Annotated in this window: 15 protein-coding genes and 1 riboswitch; of the genes, 3 read left to right on the top strand and 12 right to left on the bottom strand. The window is 72.3% G+C overall.

All coding sequences use genetic code 11. The features are described from left to right. The first annotated feature begins 129 nt into the window (after positions 1-129). Both AB0D14_RS03810 and AB0D14_RS03805 read left to right on the top strand, forming a co-directional pair. Complete coding sequence (locus AB0D14_RS03810) at positions 130-1,575, top strand: GNAT family N-acetyltransferase (RefSeq protein ID WP_362774216.1); 1,446 nt, start codon at positions 130-132, stop codon at positions 1,573-1,575. A gap of 117 nt (positions 1,576-1,692) precedes the next feature. Beyond that, positions 1,693-3,384 (top strand): DUF885 domain-containing protein, encoded by a 1,692-nt coding sequence (locus AB0D14_RS03805; protein WP_362774213.1) that lies wholly within the window; start codon positions 1,693-1,695, stop codon positions 3,382-3,384. Positions 3,385-3,471: 87 nt separating this feature from the next. On the opposite strand, the gene AB0D14_RS03800 is transcribed toward AB0D14_RS03805, so the two are convergent. The 10 genes from AB0D14_RS03800 to AB0D14_RS03755 form a co-directional block, all read right to left on the bottom strand. Next, complete coding sequence (locus AB0D14_RS03800; protein ID WP_362774210.1) at positions 3,472-4,320, bottom strand: SDR family oxidoreductase; 849 nt, start codon at positions 4,318-4,320, stop codon at positions 3,472-3,474. 219 nt (positions 4,321-4,539) lie between these two features. Next, complete coding sequence (locus AB0D14_RS03795) at positions 4,540-5,055, bottom strand: immunity 21 family protein (protein WP_362774207.1); 516 nt, start codon at positions 5,053-5,055, stop codon at positions 4,540-4,542. 102 nt (positions 5,056-5,157) lie between these two features. After that, positions 5,158-8,148, bottom strand: a complete 2,991-nt coding sequence (locus AB0D14_RS03790) for an SMC family ATPase (protein ID WP_362774206.1) — start codon at positions 8,146-8,148, stop codon at positions 5,158-5,160. Between the two features lie 31 nt (positions 8,149-8,179). Next, positions 8,180-9,343 carry an exonuclease SbcCD subunit D gene (locus tag AB0D14_RS03785; protein WP_362774203.1) on the bottom strand — a complete coding sequence of 388 codons (1,164 nt, stop codon included), beginning with the start codon at positions 9,341-9,343 and terminating at the stop codon, positions 8,180-8,182. Between the two features lie 189 nt (positions 9,344-9,532). After that, entirely contained in the window at positions 9,533-10,159 is a 627-nt protein-coding gene (locus AB0D14_RS03780; protein ID WP_362774201.1) for a YigZ family protein, read from the bottom strand. 86 nt (positions 10,160-10,245) lie between these two features. Next, positions 10,246-10,818 (bottom strand): histidine phosphatase family protein, encoded by a 573-nt coding sequence (locus tag AB0D14_RS03775; protein ID WP_362774198.1) that lies wholly within the window; start codon positions 10,816-10,818, stop codon positions 10,246-10,248. Continuing rightward, positions 10,815-11,684, bottom strand: coding sequence for a hypothetical protein (locus AB0D14_RS03770; RefSeq protein ID WP_362774196.1), 870 nt, complete (start codon positions 11,682-11,684; stop codon positions 10,815-10,817). The genes AB0D14_RS03775 and AB0D14_RS03770 overlap by 4 nt, the downstream gene beginning before the upstream one ends. Before the next feature lie 46 nt (positions 11,685-11,730). Next, positions 11,731-12,684 (bottom strand): ABC transporter ATP-binding protein, encoded by a 954-nt coding sequence (locus AB0D14_RS03765; protein WP_362774194.1) that lies wholly within the window; start codon positions 12,682-12,684, stop codon positions 11,731-11,733. Beyond that, positions 12,681-13,658, bottom strand: a complete 978-nt coding sequence (locus AB0D14_RS03760; RefSeq protein WP_362774648.1) for an iron chelate uptake ABC transporter family permease subunit — start codon at positions 13,656-13,658, stop codon at positions 12,681-12,683. The genes AB0D14_RS03765 and AB0D14_RS03760 overlap by 4 nt, the downstream gene beginning before the upstream one ends. A gap of 35 nt (positions 13,659-13,693) precedes the next feature. Further along, complete coding sequence (locus tag AB0D14_RS03755) at positions 13,694-14,728, bottom strand: ABC transporter substrate-binding protein (RefSeq protein ID WP_362774191.1); 1,035 nt, start codon at positions 14,726-14,728, stop codon at positions 13,694-13,696. A gap of 67 nt (positions 14,729-14,795) precedes the next feature. Then, a riboswitch (cobalamin riboswitch) is annotated at positions 14,796-14,983 on the bottom strand. A 130-nt stretch (positions 14,984-15,113) separates the two neighbouring features. Between AB0D14_RS03755 and AB0D14_RS03750 the strand changes: the two genes are divergently transcribed. Beyond that, the gene (locus AB0D14_RS03750; protein WP_362774188.1) at positions 15,114-15,521 is read left to right on the top strand and encodes a CoA-binding protein; all 408 of its coding nucleotides are present in this window, start codon (positions 15,114-15,116) and stop codon (positions 15,519-15,521) included. 108 nt (positions 15,522-15,629) lie between these two features. Here AB0D14_RS03750 and AB0D14_RS03745 read toward each other — a convergent pair whose 3' ends face one another. Together AB0D14_RS03745 and AB0D14_RS03740 are read right to left on the bottom strand one after the other, a co-directional pair. Beyond that, positions 15,630-16,541, bottom strand: coding sequence for a MerR family transcriptional regulator (locus AB0D14_RS03745; RefSeq protein WP_362774186.1), 912 nt, complete (start codon positions 16,539-16,541; stop codon positions 15,630-15,632). A gap of 195 nt (positions 16,542-16,736) precedes the next feature. Next, on the bottom strand, positions 16,737-17,618 hold the full coding sequence (locus tag AB0D14_RS03740) for an MHYT domain-containing protein (protein ID WP_362774183.1): 882 nt from the start codon (positions 17,616-17,618) through the stop codon (positions 16,737-16,739). Between the last annotated feature and the right edge of the window lie 143 nt (positions 17,619-17,761).

Here is a 17,761-nt window from a genome sequence, read left to right as displayed (position 1 = left end):
GCGTTCGAGTTCCGCCAGGGAATAGTGAAAAATGCAACAAAGAAGACAGATGCATCCTTAACCGATCAGTCACAAGGCGTTCGCGATCACGCAACACACGTACTCCACAGTGGCTGTATGACTCCGGACATGTCTGATGTGACACGCGCGAAAAACGGCCGACCGGTCCACCACTGGCGCAGGGATCTCGTCGAACTGGCCGCCCTGTTCACGGCGGTGGCAGTCGCCGACGCCGTGGCGAACCTGATCGGGCACGGCCCCGACGGCCCCGCCCTGCTCGCGATCTCCGCGGTAGCACTGATCGCCACGGCCGGGTTCCACACATGGTGGTCACGACGCCACGGTCACGCCCCGCCGACAGGCGATACCGGCGCCCGGCCGGCCGCATCCGTGCGGCAGGCCGGGGCGGCCGGGGAAACCGTGCTGTGGCGGATGCGTACCACCGTGCGGGACCAGCCGGGTTCGCTCGCCGCGCTGTGCATGGCGCTGGCGGAACTGCGGGTCGACATCCTGAGCCTGCAGACACATCCGCTGGCCGAGGGCACCGTGGACGAGTTCCTGCTGCGTGCCCCCGCGCCGATGGCGGCGTCCGAGGTCACGCGTGCGGTGTCGCTGTCGGGCGGCTCCGGCACATGGATCGAGCGGGCGGACGCGCACGACCTGGTGGACGCGCCCACGCGGGTGCTTGGCCTCGCGACGCGCACCGCGCTGGACGCGGCCGAACTTCCCTTGGCGCTGCGGCAGTTGCTGGGCCGGTGCACGATCCGGTCGGTGCCCGCCACGTCGGTGCCCGGGGACCGCTCGGACGAGGGGGCGCTCGTCGAGGGGTCGCTCGAAGAGACGGTGATGCGGCTGCGCGCCCCGGAAGGCGGAGTGATCACCGTGGAGCGGCCCTATCTGCCGTTCACGCCCACCGAGTTCGCCCGGGCGCGGGCGCTGGTCGAACTGGACGCCAGGCTCGGCCCGCGGGTCCCGCGCAGCCAGGACGTCCTGACACTGCCGCGGGGCAACGCCATCACCGTACGCCGCGCCGATCCCGGTGACGTCGACGCCGCGAGGGCCATGCACGAGCGGTGCTCGCAGCGGACGCTGAGCATGCGCTATCACGGGCCCGTCGGCGACGCGGACAAGTACCTCAAGCACCTTCTCAGCCCCCGCTTCGGGCGCACGCTCGCCGTGCAGACCGCGTCGGGGCGCGTCGTCGGGATGGGACATCTCCTCTGGGACGGCGACGAGACGGAGATCGCGCTGCTGGTGGAGGACGACTGGCAGCGGCGCGGTATCGGCGGCGAACTACTCGGCCGCCTGGTGGCGATGGCCGTCGAGGCAGGCTGCGGGAGTGTGTACGCCGTCACGCAATCGTCCAACACCGGCATGGTCGCCGCGATGCGCGGCCTCGGCCTCCCCCTCGACTACCAGATCGAGGAGGGCACCCTCGTCATCACGGCCCGCCTGGACACCCGCCTGGACCCGGCACCGCGGCGCGCCGGGCTGCCGTACGCCGAGGCCACCGGGCACGAGTACGGGCACAGGCCCGCGTCCGGGCCCGAGCCCGAGCACTCCGTGCGCGACTGACGGAGACGGCTGAACCGTAGAGGGCGGCCGACCCGACCACTCGTCGGTCGCCCCCTACGGCGGTAGGAACGGAAAACCGAGCTGACGTGGCGACCGTCGCCGTATGAGGATGGCCGCATGTCACAGACGAAGAACCCGCTGCCCCGAGAGGTCGCCGACACCTACGTCGACGAGCTCGTCGCCCTCGACCCGGTCATCGGTACGTATCTCGGCGTGAAGGAGAGTTCCAGCAGGCTGCCCGACACCTCGCCCGCCGGCCAGGAGGCGCTCGCGCGACTGGCGAGGGTGACTCTGGACCGGCTCGACGAGGCGGAGCGGCAGCCGGGCGCGGACAGTGACATCGAGCGCCGCTGCGCCCGCCTGCTGCGCGAGCGCCTCACCGCCGAACTCGGCGTGCACGACGCCGAGGAGGGCCTGCGGGCCGTCGGCAACATGGAAACGGCCGCGCACGCGGTGCGCGAGGTGTTCACCGTGACGCCGGCGGACACGGACGGGGACTGGGCCGCGATCGCCGAGCGACTGCGCGCGGTGCCGACGGCCCTCGACGGCTACCGCGCATGCCTCGCCCTCGGTCTGGAGCGGAAGCTGTACGCGGGTCCGCGCCCCACTGCGACCTTCGTCGGGCAGCTCACCGAGTGGGCGGACATGGACGGTTCGGGCCGCGGCTGGTTCGAGGACTTCGCGTCGGCGGGACCCGAGACCCTGCGCACGGAACTCGACGAGGCCGCGCGGGCGGCGACGGCCGCCGTCGTCGCGCTGCGCGACTGGATGCGCGACGTGTACGCGCCGGCGATCGAGGGCGCGCCCGACACGGTGGGCCGCGAGCGGTACGCGCGCTGGTCGCGCTACTTCAACGGTACGGATCTCGACCTGGACGAGGCGTACGCGTACGGCTGGGCCGAGTACCACCGGCTCTTCGCCGAGATGGAGAAGGAGGCGGAGAAGGTTCTGCCCGGCGCCGAGACCCCGTGGGTGGCGCTCGCGCACCTGGACGAGCACGGCAGGCACATCGAGGGCGTCGACGAGGTCCGCGAGTGGCTGCAGGGCCTGATGGACCGGGCGATCGAGGAACTGGACGGCACCCACTTCGAACTCGCCGAGCGGGTACGGAAGGTGGAGTCCCGCATCGCCCCGCCGGGCGGCGCCGCCGCCCCGTACTACTCGCCACCGTCGGAGGACTTCTCACGCCCCGGCCGTACGTGGCTGCCGACGATGGGGCAGACCCGTTTCCCGGTGTACGACCTGGTGTCGACCTGGTACCACGAGGGCGTCCCCGGCCATCACCTCCAGCTCGCCCAGTGGGTGCACGTCGCGGGGGACCTCTCCCGCTACCAGGCCACCGTGGGCGGGGTCAGCGCCAACGCCGAGGGCTGGGCCCTGTACGCGGAACGGCTCATGGACGAACTCGGCTACCTCAAGGACGCGGAGGAGCGGCTCGGTTACCTGGACGCGCAGATGATGCGCGCGGCCCGCGTCATCGTCGACATCGGCATGCACCTGGAGCTGGAGATTCCGGCGGAATCGCCCTTCCACCCGGGCGAGCGGTGGACTCCGGAGCTGGCTCAGGAGTTCTTCGGCGCGCACAGCAGCCGCCCCGCGGACTTCGTGGAGAGCGAGCTGACCCGCTACCTCTCCATCCCCGGCCAGGCCATCGGCTACAAGCTCGGCGAGCGGGCCTGGCTGCTGGGCCGTGAGAACGCGCGCAAGCGCCACGGCGACGCCTTCGACGCGAAGGCGTGGCACATGGCGGCGCTGTCCCAGGGTTCGCTGGGCCTGGACGACCTGGTGGACGAGTTGTCGCGGCTCTGACGGAACACGGCGGCCGGGCCCGACCCGGCCGCCGAACCGTACGACCACTGCAGCGCCGCACGGCCGACTCAACGCCGCACGATCGGCTCAGCGCCGGAAGCCGCCCTCCGAGTCGATGACCTGTCCGGTGATCCACTCGGCCTCGTCCGTCGCGAGCCAGGCGATGAGCCGCGCGGGATCGTCCGGCATCCCCCAGCGCCCGCCCGGGAACATCGAGGCGACCGTCCGATACGCCTGACCCGTCAGGTAGTCGGTGTCGACCGGGCCGGGATTGACGGTGTTCACGGTGACGGCGTGCTCGGCGAGCGTGGTCGCGAGGGAGCGGGTGACCGAGGCGAGGGCGCCCTTCTGCAGGGCGTACGCGATCTCCTGCGGCATCCCGCCCGCGATGTCCTGACCGGAGGTCATCATCATGACGCGCCCGCCCGGCGCACGCCGCGGCTGCGCGGCACGCAGCCTGGCGTAGGCCTGGACGAGCAGGATCACCGACCGGGTGTCGACGGCCCAGTGCGCGTCGAGCTGCGCCGCGTCGATCGCGTCCAGCGGCCCGTCCGAGCCGCTGAGGGCGTGGTTGGCGACGAGGATGTCGAGCCGCCCTCCGAGTGCGTCCGCCGCTCTGGCGATCAGTTCGGCCGGGGCAGCCGGATCGGAGAGGTCACCCGGCCCGTCGACGACCCGCGCCCCGGGGTCGCCGAGCGCCTCTCGGACTCCGGCGGCGACCTCCTCCGGGCGATCCGCACCCCAGGGCATCCCGGCGTCGTGCGGCACGTGATGGTGCAGATAGACGCTCGCCCCGTACGCGGCGATGCGCCGGGCCACGGCATAGCCGATCCCTGCGCGCCGGGAGGCCCCGGTGACGAGGGCGGTGCGCCCCCGCAACGGCAACGGGTCGCGGCGCAGGGCTTCGGTGGTAGGTGGGGGAAGTTGAGGTGGCATGGCGGACCATGGTGGTCGGTACTCGCGTCATTCGCAGGTCATTTTCGGCGGCGGAGCATGCTGATCGACTCGACTTCGGCGACTTCGGCGACGGAGCATGCTGATCGGCTCGCCTCCCCCGCCGTGCGGCGCAACAACCCCGCGCGTACCCCGGGTTACGCGGGCACGTGCCCCGGGTTACGCGAGTACGTGCCCCGAGTCACGCGGGCCCGGCCCCATTCACCGCCCCGGCGACCGCAGTTGCACGAGCCCGATCCATGTTTCCGGTCCCGGCTCGGCGTGCGCCCCGCGCACCGCGTACCGCCCCGGTTCGAGGGGGATCCGCAGGTGCCCCGTCTTCGTGGCCTCCGCCCCCGGCCACGCCGCGTCGAACAGCACGACGGCCCCGGGAACCTGCCAGTGCACCTCGCGCCCCCACGCCGCGGAGTCGAGGGCGGCCGGAACCCCGGCCAGCAGCTCACGCTCCGAGTCGCCCGCGGACCACCGTACGAACGTGCCGTGTTCGGGCAGATAGGACGTGGCGGCGGGATCCTCACCGAGGACCAGGGCCGTGGCGTTGCCGACGGGGAGCAGGCCTACGAAGCCCTCCACCTCACATGCCCTGTCGTAGTCGGAGGCCAGCTCGTCGCCGTCGGCCCCCGTCCAGAACGGCAGCACCACTTCCGGTATCGCTATGAGCGGTCCACCGCCCGACTCGACCCACTCGACCGAACCGGGGCCTGCATATCTCGCCATGGGCAGAAACTACACGCCCGGGCGGGCCGGAATTGACGATTCCTTTGCCTGGCCGTCCAGCTGATACGCGACTGAGTCTTCCGGCTCCCGCGACGCGCCTCGTCAGCCGCCGTCCCGCTGCCGGACGACCGACCCCGACCGACCCTTCACGACCTCCAGCTGCGCGTGGATCCGTCGGCGCAGATCGGCGACGTGGCTGACGATGCCGACACTGCGATCCCGCTCCCGCAGCGAGTCCAGTACGTCGAGGACCTCGTCGAGCGTCTGGTCGTCGAGGCTGCCGAAACCCTCGTCGATGAAGAGCGTGTCGAGGCGTACCCCGCCGGCCTCGTCGGTGACCACGTCCGCGAGGCCCAGCGCGAGCGCGAGGGAGGCGAAGAACGTCTCACCCCCGGAGAGCGTCGCCGTGTCGCGCTCGCGCCCGGTCCAGGCGTCGACGACGTGCAGTCCGAGCCCGCTGCGGCCGCGGCCGGCCCGGTCGTCGGAGTGGACGAGCGTGTACCGCCCGGCGGACATACGCTGCAGCCGCGCCGTGGCGGCCGCCGCGACCTGTTCCAGGCGGGCGGCGAGGACGTACGACTCCAGGCGCATCCGGCGTTCGTTGTCCGCGGAGGTGCCGGCCGCGAGCGTCGCGAGGCGGGCCACGCGCTCGTACTCCTCGCGCAGCGGTCCCAGCCGGCGGACGGACCCGGCAGCCCGGTGGGTCAGCCGGTCGAGTTCCGTGCAACGGCGGTCGGCCGCGTCACGCGCGGAGGCCGCCTCGCGCACCCGCCGGACGGCCACCGCGGCGGTCTGTTCGGCGGCCTGGACATCGGCGGGCGGCTGGTGCGCGGCGGCCGCCGTCGCGGCCTCCGCGAGTACCGCGCGGACCGTCGCCTCCTCCTGCAGCCAGGCGTCGAGCCGTCGTTGCAGCTCCCGATGGGCCACGTCGTCGAGGAGCGCGGCCGCGGCGGCCTGCGGCGTGTCGAACCCGGCGCGGAAGGCCGCGTCGGCGAGCCGCGCGTCGGCGTCCTTGAGCCGCTGCGCGGTGTCCGCCGCGACGCGCGCGGTGTCCGCGGCCTCGGTGAGCGTCGAGACCCGCCGCTCCAACTCGGCGGCCCGCTCGGCCACGCTGCCCGCCGAGCCTCTGGCCTGCGCCAACTCCCCGTCCAGGGTGGATGCTTCACGGGCCAGGGCATCTCTGCGCGCGGTCCGTGACGCGCCGCGCACCGCGGCCTCCTGATGGGCGGCGACCCGCCGCCGGTGCTCGTGCTCGGCCTGCCGGAGCGCCTCGCTGGCCGCGTGCAGCCCCGAGGCGGCGCCCCGCGCCTCGGCGTGTCGCTCCTCCAACTCCTCGGCCTGCTCGGCGAGTCGGCCGGTGGGTGTGTCCCCCGCCTCGGCGGTGGCGGCGGCCAGCGCCTCGCGCACCACCCCGAGCCGCCGCTCCTCCTCGGTTCGCTGTTCGTCGGCGCTCTGGTGGGCGGCGAGCGCCTCGTCCTCGGCCCGCTGGTCGACGTGTCCTTCGACCTTCCGGGCCGGAGCGGGGTGCTCGGCTGCGCCGCAGACGGCGCAGGCCTCACCGTCCACCAGGCTCGCGGCGAGTTCCGCTGCGATGCCCTTGAGCCGCTGTTCCTTGAGGTCCAGCCAGTGGGCGCGCGCGTCCGTCGCCCGCTCGCGCGCGGCGAGCACGCGCGCGTGGGCCTCGTCGGTGTCTCCGGCGAGCTGGTCGCGCAGCCGGGCGGCCGCGAGCCGCGAGCGGGCGGGCTCGCGCTGCACGGCGAGCTGCTCGGCGCGGGTGGCGCCCTCCTGAGCCGACTCGATACGGGCCTGGAGACCGGCTTTGGTCGTCTCCCACTCGGAGAGCCACTGCTCGGCGTCCTGCAGTACGTCCTCGTCGGCGCGCTCCTGGCGGTCCAGCTCCTGCCGCTCGGTGTGGAGTTCGGTGAGCCGGTGCTCGCCGCGGCGGGCCGACTCCAGTCCGCCCAGTTCCTCGGCGGCCTTGCGTGCGGCGGCCGCGAGGCCGGTGGCCCCGGCGTCGGTGAGGGCATCGGGGAGCAGGACACGCGCGCGTGACTCGGCGTCGGCCGCCCGCCTGTGCTCGGCCTCCGTCGTCTCCCGCAGCCCGAGCGCCGGCGCCACCGCCTCGGCCTTCCTGCCACGTTCCATGCGCGTCCGGGTCTCCTGGTGGGCCCCGGAGCGCTCCTCCAGCCGAGCGGCCCGCTCCCGCGCCTCGGCGTACCGGTGCTGCAGCCTCGCGACTTCGCGTACGTCGTCGAGTACGCGATCCGCGGCGGCGTGGGCCGACTCGGTGGCAGCCTGCGCGCAGTGGGCGATCGTGAACCACTCGCGGGCCGTGCTCCTGGCGATGGCCGCCCACTCCAGCACGGCCTCGGTGAGCCCCGGATCGCCGGGCGTCAGGTCGGGCAGCGGCAGCTCGACGAGGTCACCGGCCGCCTGCTGCATCCGGTGGGCGTCGGCCAGCAACTCGGCGTCCCCGGTGCGCACTCGTGTCTCGGCCAGCCGCCTGCGCTCGGCCAGGCGCTGCTCGACGGCGGCGAAGCGCTGGGTGTCGAAGAGGCGGCCGAGGAGCCTGCCGCGGGCCTCGGCGTCGGCCCGCAGGAAGCGCGCGAAGTCGCCCTGGGGCAGCAGTACGACCTGGCAGAACTGCTCGCGGCTCATCCCGAGGAGCTGGGTGATCTCCTCGCCGATCTCCTGGTGGGAGCGGCTGAGGTCCTTCCAGGAGCCGGCCGGCGCGTGGTACTCGCGCAGCCAGCTCTGCGCCTTCTCCGTCGTGGTGCCCGTGCCGCGCTTCTTGGGCCGCTCCCAGGGGGGCTGCCGGGTGACCTCCAGGCGGCGGTCGGCCACGGTGAGTTCCAGCGTCACCTCGGTGCGGGTGCTGGAGAGCGCGTGGTCGCTGCGCAGCGAACCGCCCTGCCGGGCGCCCGGTACGGAGCCGTACAGCGCGAAGCAGACGGCGTCCAGGACGGAGGTCTTACCGGCGCCGGTCGGCCCGTGCAGCAGGAAGAGCCCGGCGGACGACAGGTCGTCGAAGTCGACCTCCTGGGCGCCGCCGAACGGCCCGAAGGCGGTGATGTGCAGCCGGTGCAGCCTCATCGGACCTCCTGGCTGTTCGGGTCGTACGTGGTCACCTGGCGACCTCGCGGACGGTGTCCTCGGCGCGGGCGGTGTCGAAGGCGTCCCTCAGCACGGCCTGTTCGCGTTCGTCGGGACCGGCGCCGCGCACATGGGCCACGAAGTCCTCCGCGATCTGCTGGTCGCTGCGGCCCGCGAGCCGCCGCGCGTACGACACGTCGGGGTCGTCGGGTGCCCGCTCGGGTGCGAAGACGAGGCTGAGCGTGTGCGGGAACCGCTCGGCGAGCCGCGCCATGGGGTCGGCGGGACGCACGGGGTCGGTGAGGGTCGCCTCGACCCAGGCCTCCTCGTGGCGCGCCAGCTCCGGATCGGCGAGCAGATCCTCCAGCCCGCCCCGGATACGGGCCAGCGCGCGCGGTACGGGGCAGTCGACGCGCTCGGCCTCCACCGAACCGTCGGCCCCCAGGTCGACCAGCCACATGCTCTTGCGGTGGTCCGTCTCCGAGAAGGAGTACGGCAGCGGCGACCCCGAGTACCGCACACGCGCTGTGATGGTCTGGCTGCCGTGGAGATGGCCGAGCGCGGCGTAGTCGACCCCGTCGAAGATCCCGGCGGGGACGGCGGCGACCCCGCCCACGGTGATGTCCCGCTCGCTGTCGCTGGCCTCGCCGCCCGTGACGAAGGCGTGGGCGAGGACGACGGATCGGGTGCCCCGCGCGCGTGTGGCAAGGTCGGCGCGCACCCGGTCCATGGCGGCGGCGAGCACACCCTCGTGACCGGCTTTCTCCAGCCCGAACTCGTCTCTCACCAGGGCCGGTTCGAGATACGGCAGTCCGTAGAAGGCCACGTCCCCGAAGGTGTCCTGCAGCATCACGGGGGTGCCGCAGGCCGAGGGCTCGGTCCGCAGATGGATGCCCGCGCGGTCGATGAGCCCGGCTCCGACGCCGAGCCGGCGCGCCGAGTCGTGGTTCCCGGAGATCATCACCGTGGGTACACCGAGGTCGGCCAGACGGTGCAGCACGTCGTCGAAGAGCTCCACCGCGGCCAGCGGGGGCACGGCCCGGTCGTACACGTCTCCCGACACCACCACCGCGTCCACGCCGCGCTCGCGCACGGTCGTGACGAGGTGACCGATGAACCCGGCCTGGGCACCGAGCATGTTCACACGGTGGAACCCCCGGCCCAGATGCCAGTCGGAAGTGTGCAGAATTCTCAAGACGCCGCTCCGACGTGCATGCTTCCCCCTACTTCGCCCCTGGACTCAGCACCGGACCAGCACGGTCCTCGCTCTCAGCACCGACCACGCTAACGCCTGTCAGTACCTGGTCCATCACGAACCCCAGTCTGCCACCGGCAGCCGGCTTCGGATGACGGCAGACGTCTGCTCCGCCTGTTGTGCGGCTGCCTACGCGTCCCCGTACGACTCTCCGCCCAGTTCGAAGCCCGCTGTCCCTGCCGTGATGTCGGCCAGCCAGCTCCGGAAGGCCTCGACCTCGGCGTCCGGCAGCCCGATCTCGATGGTGACGGCCTCCCCGTAGCCCACGTCACGCACCTCGCGGCCGGTCGACCGCAGATCGTGCTGCACCTTGCCCGCCCGCTGGTGGTCGACGGTCACGGTCGCGAGACGAAAGCGTTTACGCGTGAGCGTGCCCAGGGTGTCCAGCGCCTCTCCGACCGCGCCGCCGTAGGCCCGGATGAGGCCGCCCGCACCGAGTTTGACGCCTCCGTAGTAGCGGGTGACGACGGCGACGACGTACCGCATGTCGCGCCGCAGCAGCATCTGGAGCATCGGGACGCCCGCGGTGCCGCCCGGCTCACCGTCGTCACTCGCCTTCTGGACGGCGGCGTCGGCGCCGATGACGTACGCGAAGCAGTTGTGCGTCGCGTCCGCGTGCTCCTTGCGGACGGCCGCTACGAAGTCCTGAGCTTCCCGCTCGGTGGCCGCCGGCGCCAGCGCGCAGAGGAAACGGGAGCGGTTGATCTCGGTCTCGTGCACGCCTGCGCGGGCCACGGTGCGGTACTCGTCCTGCATCAGGCCAGCGTATGCGCGCCGCGGACACGCGGGCGACCACCGGCCGACGGGCCCGCGGGAGGGGGACTGCCTGTCACCCCTGCCAGTCACCCCTGCCTGCCGTCCCCCTTCCTGCCGTCCCCCTTTTTGCCGCGCGGCACGATCATGTCCGTGAGCAGTGCCGTGCCGGGGCCGAGTGATGCCCAGCCGCTGCCGTGCCACGCGAGGATCGCGATCGCCGAGGTGGGGAACTTCGTGCGGACGTCGTCCAGCGCGTCGTCGAGGCTGTCCCCGGCCAGGGTGAGGACCAGTTCCTCCAGGCCGGGGTTGTGCCCGATCAGCAGCAGGGTCTCGGCGTCCGTGGGTGCCTCGCGTATCGCTTCGAGCAACTCGGGCACGTCTGCCGCGTACAGCCGCGCATCGTGGCACACCGGCGGCGGCGTGCCCCACTCGGCGGCGGTCAACTCCCAGGTCTGCCGGGCGCGTACGGCGGTGGAGCAGAGTGCGAGATCCGGCAGGCAGTCGGCGGCGGCGAGGGCGCGTCCGGCGGCCGGGGCGTCCCGGCGCCCGCGCGGTGCGAGCGGCCGCTCGTGGTCGGCGACCCCGTCCGGCCAGGCGGACTTGGCGTGCCGCAGCACGACCAGCCGGCGCAGCGGGCCCGGTCCGGAGCGCGCGATCACGCCGGCGCCCCGCGGCCGATGTCCCGGGTGAGCTCCAGCCCCAGTAGCCGGTCCGCGTAGGCGTACGTCTCGAAGCGGGCCCCGTCCGGTACGGTCCCCGACGTCTCCACCTTGCGCAGTACGTCGAGTACGGCGGGCACGTCCAGGTCTGCCTCCCAGGCGGCGCGCAGCTGTTCCCGTACGGGATCGGGGATGGGGCCGGAGGGCCTGGTGGCCCAGGTGGCGACGGCGCCCCGCCAGTGCCTCAGGTGGTCCTCGGCCTCCGCGAGGTCGGTCGCGCCGAGCCGCAGGGCCTCGCCGCGGGGGCGCGCGAGCAGAGCGAAGCGCAGAGCCGTGGCGCTCTCCTCGTCGTCCGCCACACCGCTCTCGACGTCGGCCGGGGCGACCGCGATGTGCAGACCGCGCGCCACCCCACCGTCCGCTGCTTCGTCGTTCGCCTCGCCGTTCGCCTCGCCGTTCGCTTCCTCGGCCGCTTCCTCGGCCGTGGTTCCGCCGTCGGCCGCCTCGCCGCCGGCTGCCTCGTGCCCCGCCGGCTCGTCGCTGCCGGTCACGCCTGCCGGGCCGCATACGCGCAGCACCTGGGCCTCGCCCAGGCCGGGGCTGCTGTCCCGTTCGTCCTCGAACGGCCGGATGCCGAGCGCCGTGGCCCGGGCCCGGAGTTCCGCGCGTCGCTCCGTGCCGGTCAGGACGGTCCAGACGGGCGTCCCGCCGATCTCCAGGGCCCGTACGAGGACATCGGCGATCAGGAGTACGCGCAGGCCGGTGGTGTCGGGGCGCGGCACATGGGCCTCGACGCGGGTCAGGCCGCGGCGGGCGGGGGTGGCGGTGACGAGGCCGCCGGTTCGGGCGTCGGTGATACGCAGCACGGGCTGAGCGTAGGCGGGTGAGAGGCCGTGCGCAGGGATGCCGACATCATTCCGGACACGCGTTCGCGATTTCCTGGGGCGCGGCAGGCCGGACGGGCCGGTTCACGGTGCCCAGGAAGCGCACGTGCGGCCGGCCGTCGGAGCCGTCGCGCGTGACGGCGGCCCGGACTCCGTACACCTCGGCGATGAGTTCCTCGGTGAGCACGTGGCCCGGGGTCCCGCCGGCCACCACGCGTCCCTCGCGCAGGACGACGAGCTGGTCGCAGTACATGGCCGCGAGGTTGAGGTCGTGCAGTGCGACGACGCTGGTGACCGGGAGCGAGGTGACGAGGGTCAGCAGATCGAGCTGGTGCTGGATGTCCAGGTGGTTGGTCGGTTCGTCCAGGAGGAGTTCGTGGGGTTCCTGGGCGAGGGCGCGGGCGATCTGCACGCGTTGGCGTTCGCCGCCGGAGAGGGTGTGCCAGGACTGATGGGCGCGGTCGGCGAGTCCGGTACGGGCCAGGGCCTCGTGGACGGCCTCCTCGTCGGCCCCGGAAGCGGGCGCCCAGGCGCGGCGGTGCGGTGTACGGCCGAGGCGCACGACGTCCAGGACGCTCATCTCCACCTGGGTGTCGGCCTGCTGCTCGACGACCGCGATACGGCGGGCGATGTCGCGGCGCCCCAGTCCGGCGAGCGGGCGGCCGTCGAGGGTGACCACGCCCGAGGCCGGGGCGAGGACGCCGGAGAGCAGGCGCAGGAGGGTGGACTTGCCGGAACCGTTCGGGCCGAGGAGGCCGACGGTGGCGCCGGGGGCGGGGCTGATACTGACGCCGTCCAGGATGATGCGTCCGTCGGCGGTACGGGTGACGTGCCGGGCCCGGAGCCCGGCGGCCGGCGTGGCCTCCGCGTTCTCGGCGGCCTCAGCACCCTCGTCTCCCCCGGCACCCGGGGCGTCCCCCGACGTCACCGCACCCCCGGCACCCCCGGCACTCGTGGGACTCGTGGTGCTTTCGGTCGTCATGGCGTCCTCCGTGTCCGGTACAGCACCAGCACGAACACCGGTACGCCGATGAGTGAGGTGACCACGCCGACGGGCACCTCCTGGGGATCGAGGACGGTACGGGCCAGGGTGTCGACCCACACCAGGAACACCGCCCCGGCGAGGGCGGCGACCGGCAGCAGCCGGGCGTGGCCGGAGCCCACCAGCGCCCGGGCGGCGTGCGGCAGGACGAGGCCGACGAAGCCGATGGCGCCCGCCGAGCTGACGAGCGCGGCCGTCAGGAGGGCCGTCGCGCACAGCAGCACCAGACGTGTACGCGCCACGGACACCCCGAGGTTCGCGGCGGCGTCCTGGCCGAAGGCGAACGCGTCGAGCGTGCGCGCGTACGCCAGGCAGACCGCCAGCGTGACCGCCAGCACCGCGAGGCAGACCCAGACGTCGGTCCAGCCGACCCCGCCCAGCGAGCCGAGCAGCCAGAACAGGACTCCACGGGTGGTCTCGGCGTCGGCGGCGGTCATCACCACGAAGGAGGTGAGCGCGGAGAAGAGCTGCATCGCGGCGACACCGCTCAGCACCACCCGGTCCGTCGTCCCGCCGAGGGTGTGACTGAGCAGCAGAACGAGCCCGAACGAGAGAAGCGCACCGAGGAACGCGCCGGCGGAGACCGACACCAGTCCTCCGCCGGCCCCGAGGACGACCACGACGACCGCGCCGGTCGAGGCGCCCGAGGACACCCCGAGGACGAACGGGTCGGCGAGCGGGTTGCGCAGCAGGGACTGCATCACCGCGCCGCACACGGCGAGTCCGGCCCCGCAGACGGCGGCCAGGAGGGTGCGCGGCAGTCGCAGCTGCCAGACGATCCCGTCCCGGATGGGGCTCAGCTCCGTACTCCCCCAGCCGAGATGGGACGCGACCACGGCCCACACGTCACCGACGCGGATGTCCGCGGGGCCGATGGTGATCGCGAAGGCGACGGATGCCACGAGCAGGGCCATTCCGGCCGCGTAGAGCAGCCCCACGCGCGGGCGTGTCACCCCGTGAGCCCGAACTCCCGCAGGGCGGCAGCGACTTGCTCGACACCCTCGACGGTACGGATGGTCGGGTTCAGGGCCTGCCCGCTGAGCAGGACGTACCGCTTCTTCTTGACGGCGGTCATGTTCTTGGTGACCGGGTCGGTCTCCAGGAACTCGATCTTCCTCTTCGCGGACTCGGCGGTCTGCGACTTGCGGGTCAGATCGCCGATGACGAGGACGTCGGGGTCGCGGTCGGCCACCGTCTCCCAGTTGATCTGGGGCCATTCCTCGTGGGTGTCGTCGAAGACGTTCTTCGCGTCGAACGCCCGGGTGATCATGCCGGGGGATCCACAGCAGCCCGCCATGTAGGGCGATTCCGAGTTGGCGAACCAGTACAGGAGGGAGACGTCCGAGGCGTCGATGCCCGACGTGGCCTTCTTCACGCGCTGCCGCAGCTCGGCGACCAGCTTGTCGCCCCGCTCCTCCACGCCGAACACCTCGGCCAGATCACGTATCTCGCGGTAGACGGCGTCGAAGCCGAGCGGCTTGCTCCGGGCGCCGTCGCCGTCGCCGGTGTTGTCCTTGCCCGCGCAGTCGGAGGGCGAGACGTAAGCGGGCACGCCGAGCTTCTCGAACTGCTCCCGGGTGGCGACGCCTCCCTTGCCGAGTGTGGACTCGAACGAGGCGGCGACGAAGTCGGGGTCGGCGTCCAGGACCCGTTCGAAGGAGGGGGTGTTGTCGGCGATCCGCTTCACCCTCGCGTTGGCCTTCTCCAGGCCCTTCATCACCGGGTCGGTCCAGGTGGCGGTGCCGGCCATGCGGTCGGCGAGGCCCAGCGAGAGCATGATCTCGGCGGTGCCCTGGTTGAGGGAGACCGCCCGTCGGGGCGGGGACTCCACCCGTACGGTGTGACCGCAGTTGTCCAGAGTGACGGCGGCCTCGGAGTCCACGTCGGGCGGGTCGGTCGCACCGCAGCCGGTCAGCAGCATGACTGCGCACATGACTCCGCAAAGGAGCAGGACGGCCGGGCGGGCGGGGCGTGCGATGGGCACGGAAGTTCCTCAGACGTCGAGGGCTCGAACGCGGAGCCCGGTCGTACGGGTGCTCCCCCGCCGTCTCGGGACCACGGAGGCCGCCAGCAGGTCTTCGGACTCGGGTTCACCCGGACGAGGCGCCTTCCCGGACCGTCGTGTCGATCCAGTGGCCGATGCCCCGCCCGTCACCCTCACCGCTGCGCGTCAGCTCCGGATTTCCACCGGATTCCCTGACCCACGTACATGGGTTCGACTGGCTTCGGCAAGCTATCACGGCGACTTTCGCCACACCGACCCCGGCTTCGCGGACCTGTCGGCGGCGGGCCGCGGCGCCGGGAATCACCGCGCGGTGTGCGCTGTTGTCCGGCGCAGCAGCCCTTACCGCATTTCCTGGAGGCTCACCGTGTACGGCGATCCGGCAACGATCCGCAAGATCCTCACCGAACTCGGCGACACCTGGGCCGTCGTCGGCCTCTCGTCGAACGAACGGCGGGCCGCGTACGGCGTCGCGCAGGTGCTCCAGCGCTACGGCAAGCGCGTGATCCCGGTCCATCCGAAGGCCGAGACCGTCCACGGGGAGAAGGGATACGCCTCCCTGGCAGAGATCCCCTTCGCAGTCGACGTCGTCGACGTGTTCATCAACAGCGGCCTCGCCGGCTCCGTCGCCGACGAGGCCGTCGCCATCGGCGCCAAGGCGGTCTGGTTCCAGCTCGGCGTGATCGACGAGGCCGGCTACGAGCGCACCCGCGCGGCCGGCCTCGACATGGTCATGGACCGCTGCCCGGCGATCGAACTCAATTCCCTGCGTTAGGGCCTGCCTGGGGACGAGCAGTGCGGACGGTCATCGACACGTCGACACGTCGACCTCTGCCAGCCCGAGGGGCTCGAAACCGAAGGCCAAGCAGATCGGCACGGCCGGTCAGGCTTGGTCCGCGGCATGCAGGGCTCGCGTCAGCCACTCCAGCTCCTCGGTCGCGTCGGGAAACGCATACTGTCCGCGCACGCGGGCGACGAGCCTGCGGTAGCGTTCCGCCCCCGCCTCGATCCCGGCCTCCAGGCACAACAGCACGGCGGCCCGATCGGCGTCGCCGAACAGCTTGGACAGCACTTCGGCCGCTGCCGGTCCTTCAGGGCCGATCCCGCGTTCTCTGGCCTCCGCGACGGTCTGCACGACCTGCTTGCCCCACCAGATGGACGCCCCGGGGGGACGGCTCTGCCCGGGGACCGGGGTACTCAGCTCCAGCATGGTGCGCATCCGGGCCCGGAAACCGGGGTCCCGCACCAGCTCGGCCAGTTCGATCCAGGCGTCGACCTGATCGGGTGTGGGGTCGTCGGGCAGTTCGATGCTGAAGGTGCGCAGGCGGTCACGCAGGTGCGGGCCGACGTCGAGACTGCCGAACACCTCCTCCTTGAACTCGTCGATGATCTGCTTGCGTTCGGCGGCGGAAAGCCGTGCCAACCGGTTCATCAGTGCTGTCTCCTCAGCGGTCGAACCACGTTTCGATACGGTCGACAGGACGGCCCGGCTCACCTTGAGGGAGCGGATCTGCGCGTCGAGCGCGGCCACGTGCGCGTCGGCGACCTCGGCGACCGTGGTGCGGCCGCTCAGGACACGGCACACGTCGTCGAGCCCGAGGCCCAGCTCTCGCAGGGTGCGGACCAGCTCGACGCGGGCCACGGACTCGGCGCCGTACAGCCGGTAGCCGCCTGCGGAGCGGGCCACGGGCGGCACCGCTCCCTCGTCCGACCAGAAGCGCAGGGTGCGCACCGGAAGTCCGGTGCGCTGCGCGAGCCGGCCGATGGTGAGCACGTCAGGGCGTTCGTCTTCCATGGGCCAGATCTTGGACCCTCCAGGCGCTGGAGACTCAAGCGCCCGGGTGCGCGAGCCGGTGGATCTTGACGTCGAGGAGCGTTCCGCCGCTTGCCGTGACGGTCACGCAGATCCACCGGAGCTCGTACGGATGGTGAAGCCCCCTCGGGGATCCCCCGCCTCAGAGCCCGTCCTGGGACGGCGGCCGGGCTCCGTTCACCTGTTGCGTCGAGCGGGCGGCCCGGGGTCGTACGCGCTCCGGTCCGTCCTCGGCGGCGCCTCGAACGCCGAGCCGGACCAGGCGGGCGGGTCCGTGTGCTGCGCGGGCGCCCGGCGACGGCCCACGGTCCCCTTCCCGTCGGCGTCCCCGAGGACGAGCATCGGGTCGAACATCACGACCACTCCCGCGATCAGCAGGAAGAGGACCGGGCCGATGAGCATCGGCAGCAGGAGCGCGTGGGCGGACCCGCCCGTCTCCGGTCCGCCGGTCTCGCCGTGCAGGTGCACGCTGAGGGCCGCCATGCCCGTGTGGTGCATCCCGGACACGGCGACACCCATGACGAGGCTCGCTCCCAGACTGGCGAGGAAGCCACGGATCGCGACCGCCGCCCAGAGCGCGGCTGTCGCGGCGACGACGGCGATCAGGACGGAGAGTCCGACGATGGGGATGTCGTACTCCAGGCTGCCGTTCAGACGAATGGCGGCCATGCCTATGTAGTGCATGGCCGCGACCCCGATGCCGGTGAAGCTGCCCGCGAGGAGCAGGGTCGTCGTGCCCCCGCCGCGATAGCCGACGGCGAAGACGCCGATGCCGACCACGGCGATCGCCACAGCGAGGCTGAGAACCGTCAGGCCGACGTCGTAGCGAATGCGGGTTTCCTCGACCTGGAACCCGATCATCGCGATGAAGTGCATCGTCCAGATGCCGCAGCCCATCGATGCCGCTCCGAGCGCGAGCCAGGCCGGTTTGCCGGACTTGCCCTTGCGAAGGGACCGGGTGATGCAGCGCAGCCCCAGAGCCGCTCCCAAACAGGCCATGACGTAGGCCGTTAGCGGCGTGACCATGCCATAGCTGAAGCCGTCAATTGTACCTTGCATATGCCAACATCCCCCCGAATAACAACTGTGCCTGGACAGATCTACGTGGCACGCAGGGCGGAGGCAAGCGGTTTCGTTCAATTGGCATCTATCTATGGCCTAGACCGATCACTTCAGGCCATAAATAGGCCTCTATGAGCCGG

It is taken from the genome of Streptomyces sp. NPDC048484 (genome assembly GCF_040651415.1).
Taxonomy (GTDB): Bacteria; Actinomycetota; Actinomycetes; order Streptomycetales; family Streptomycetaceae; genus Streptomyces.
This window is presented reverse-complemented; position numbering and strand designations above follow the sequence as displayed.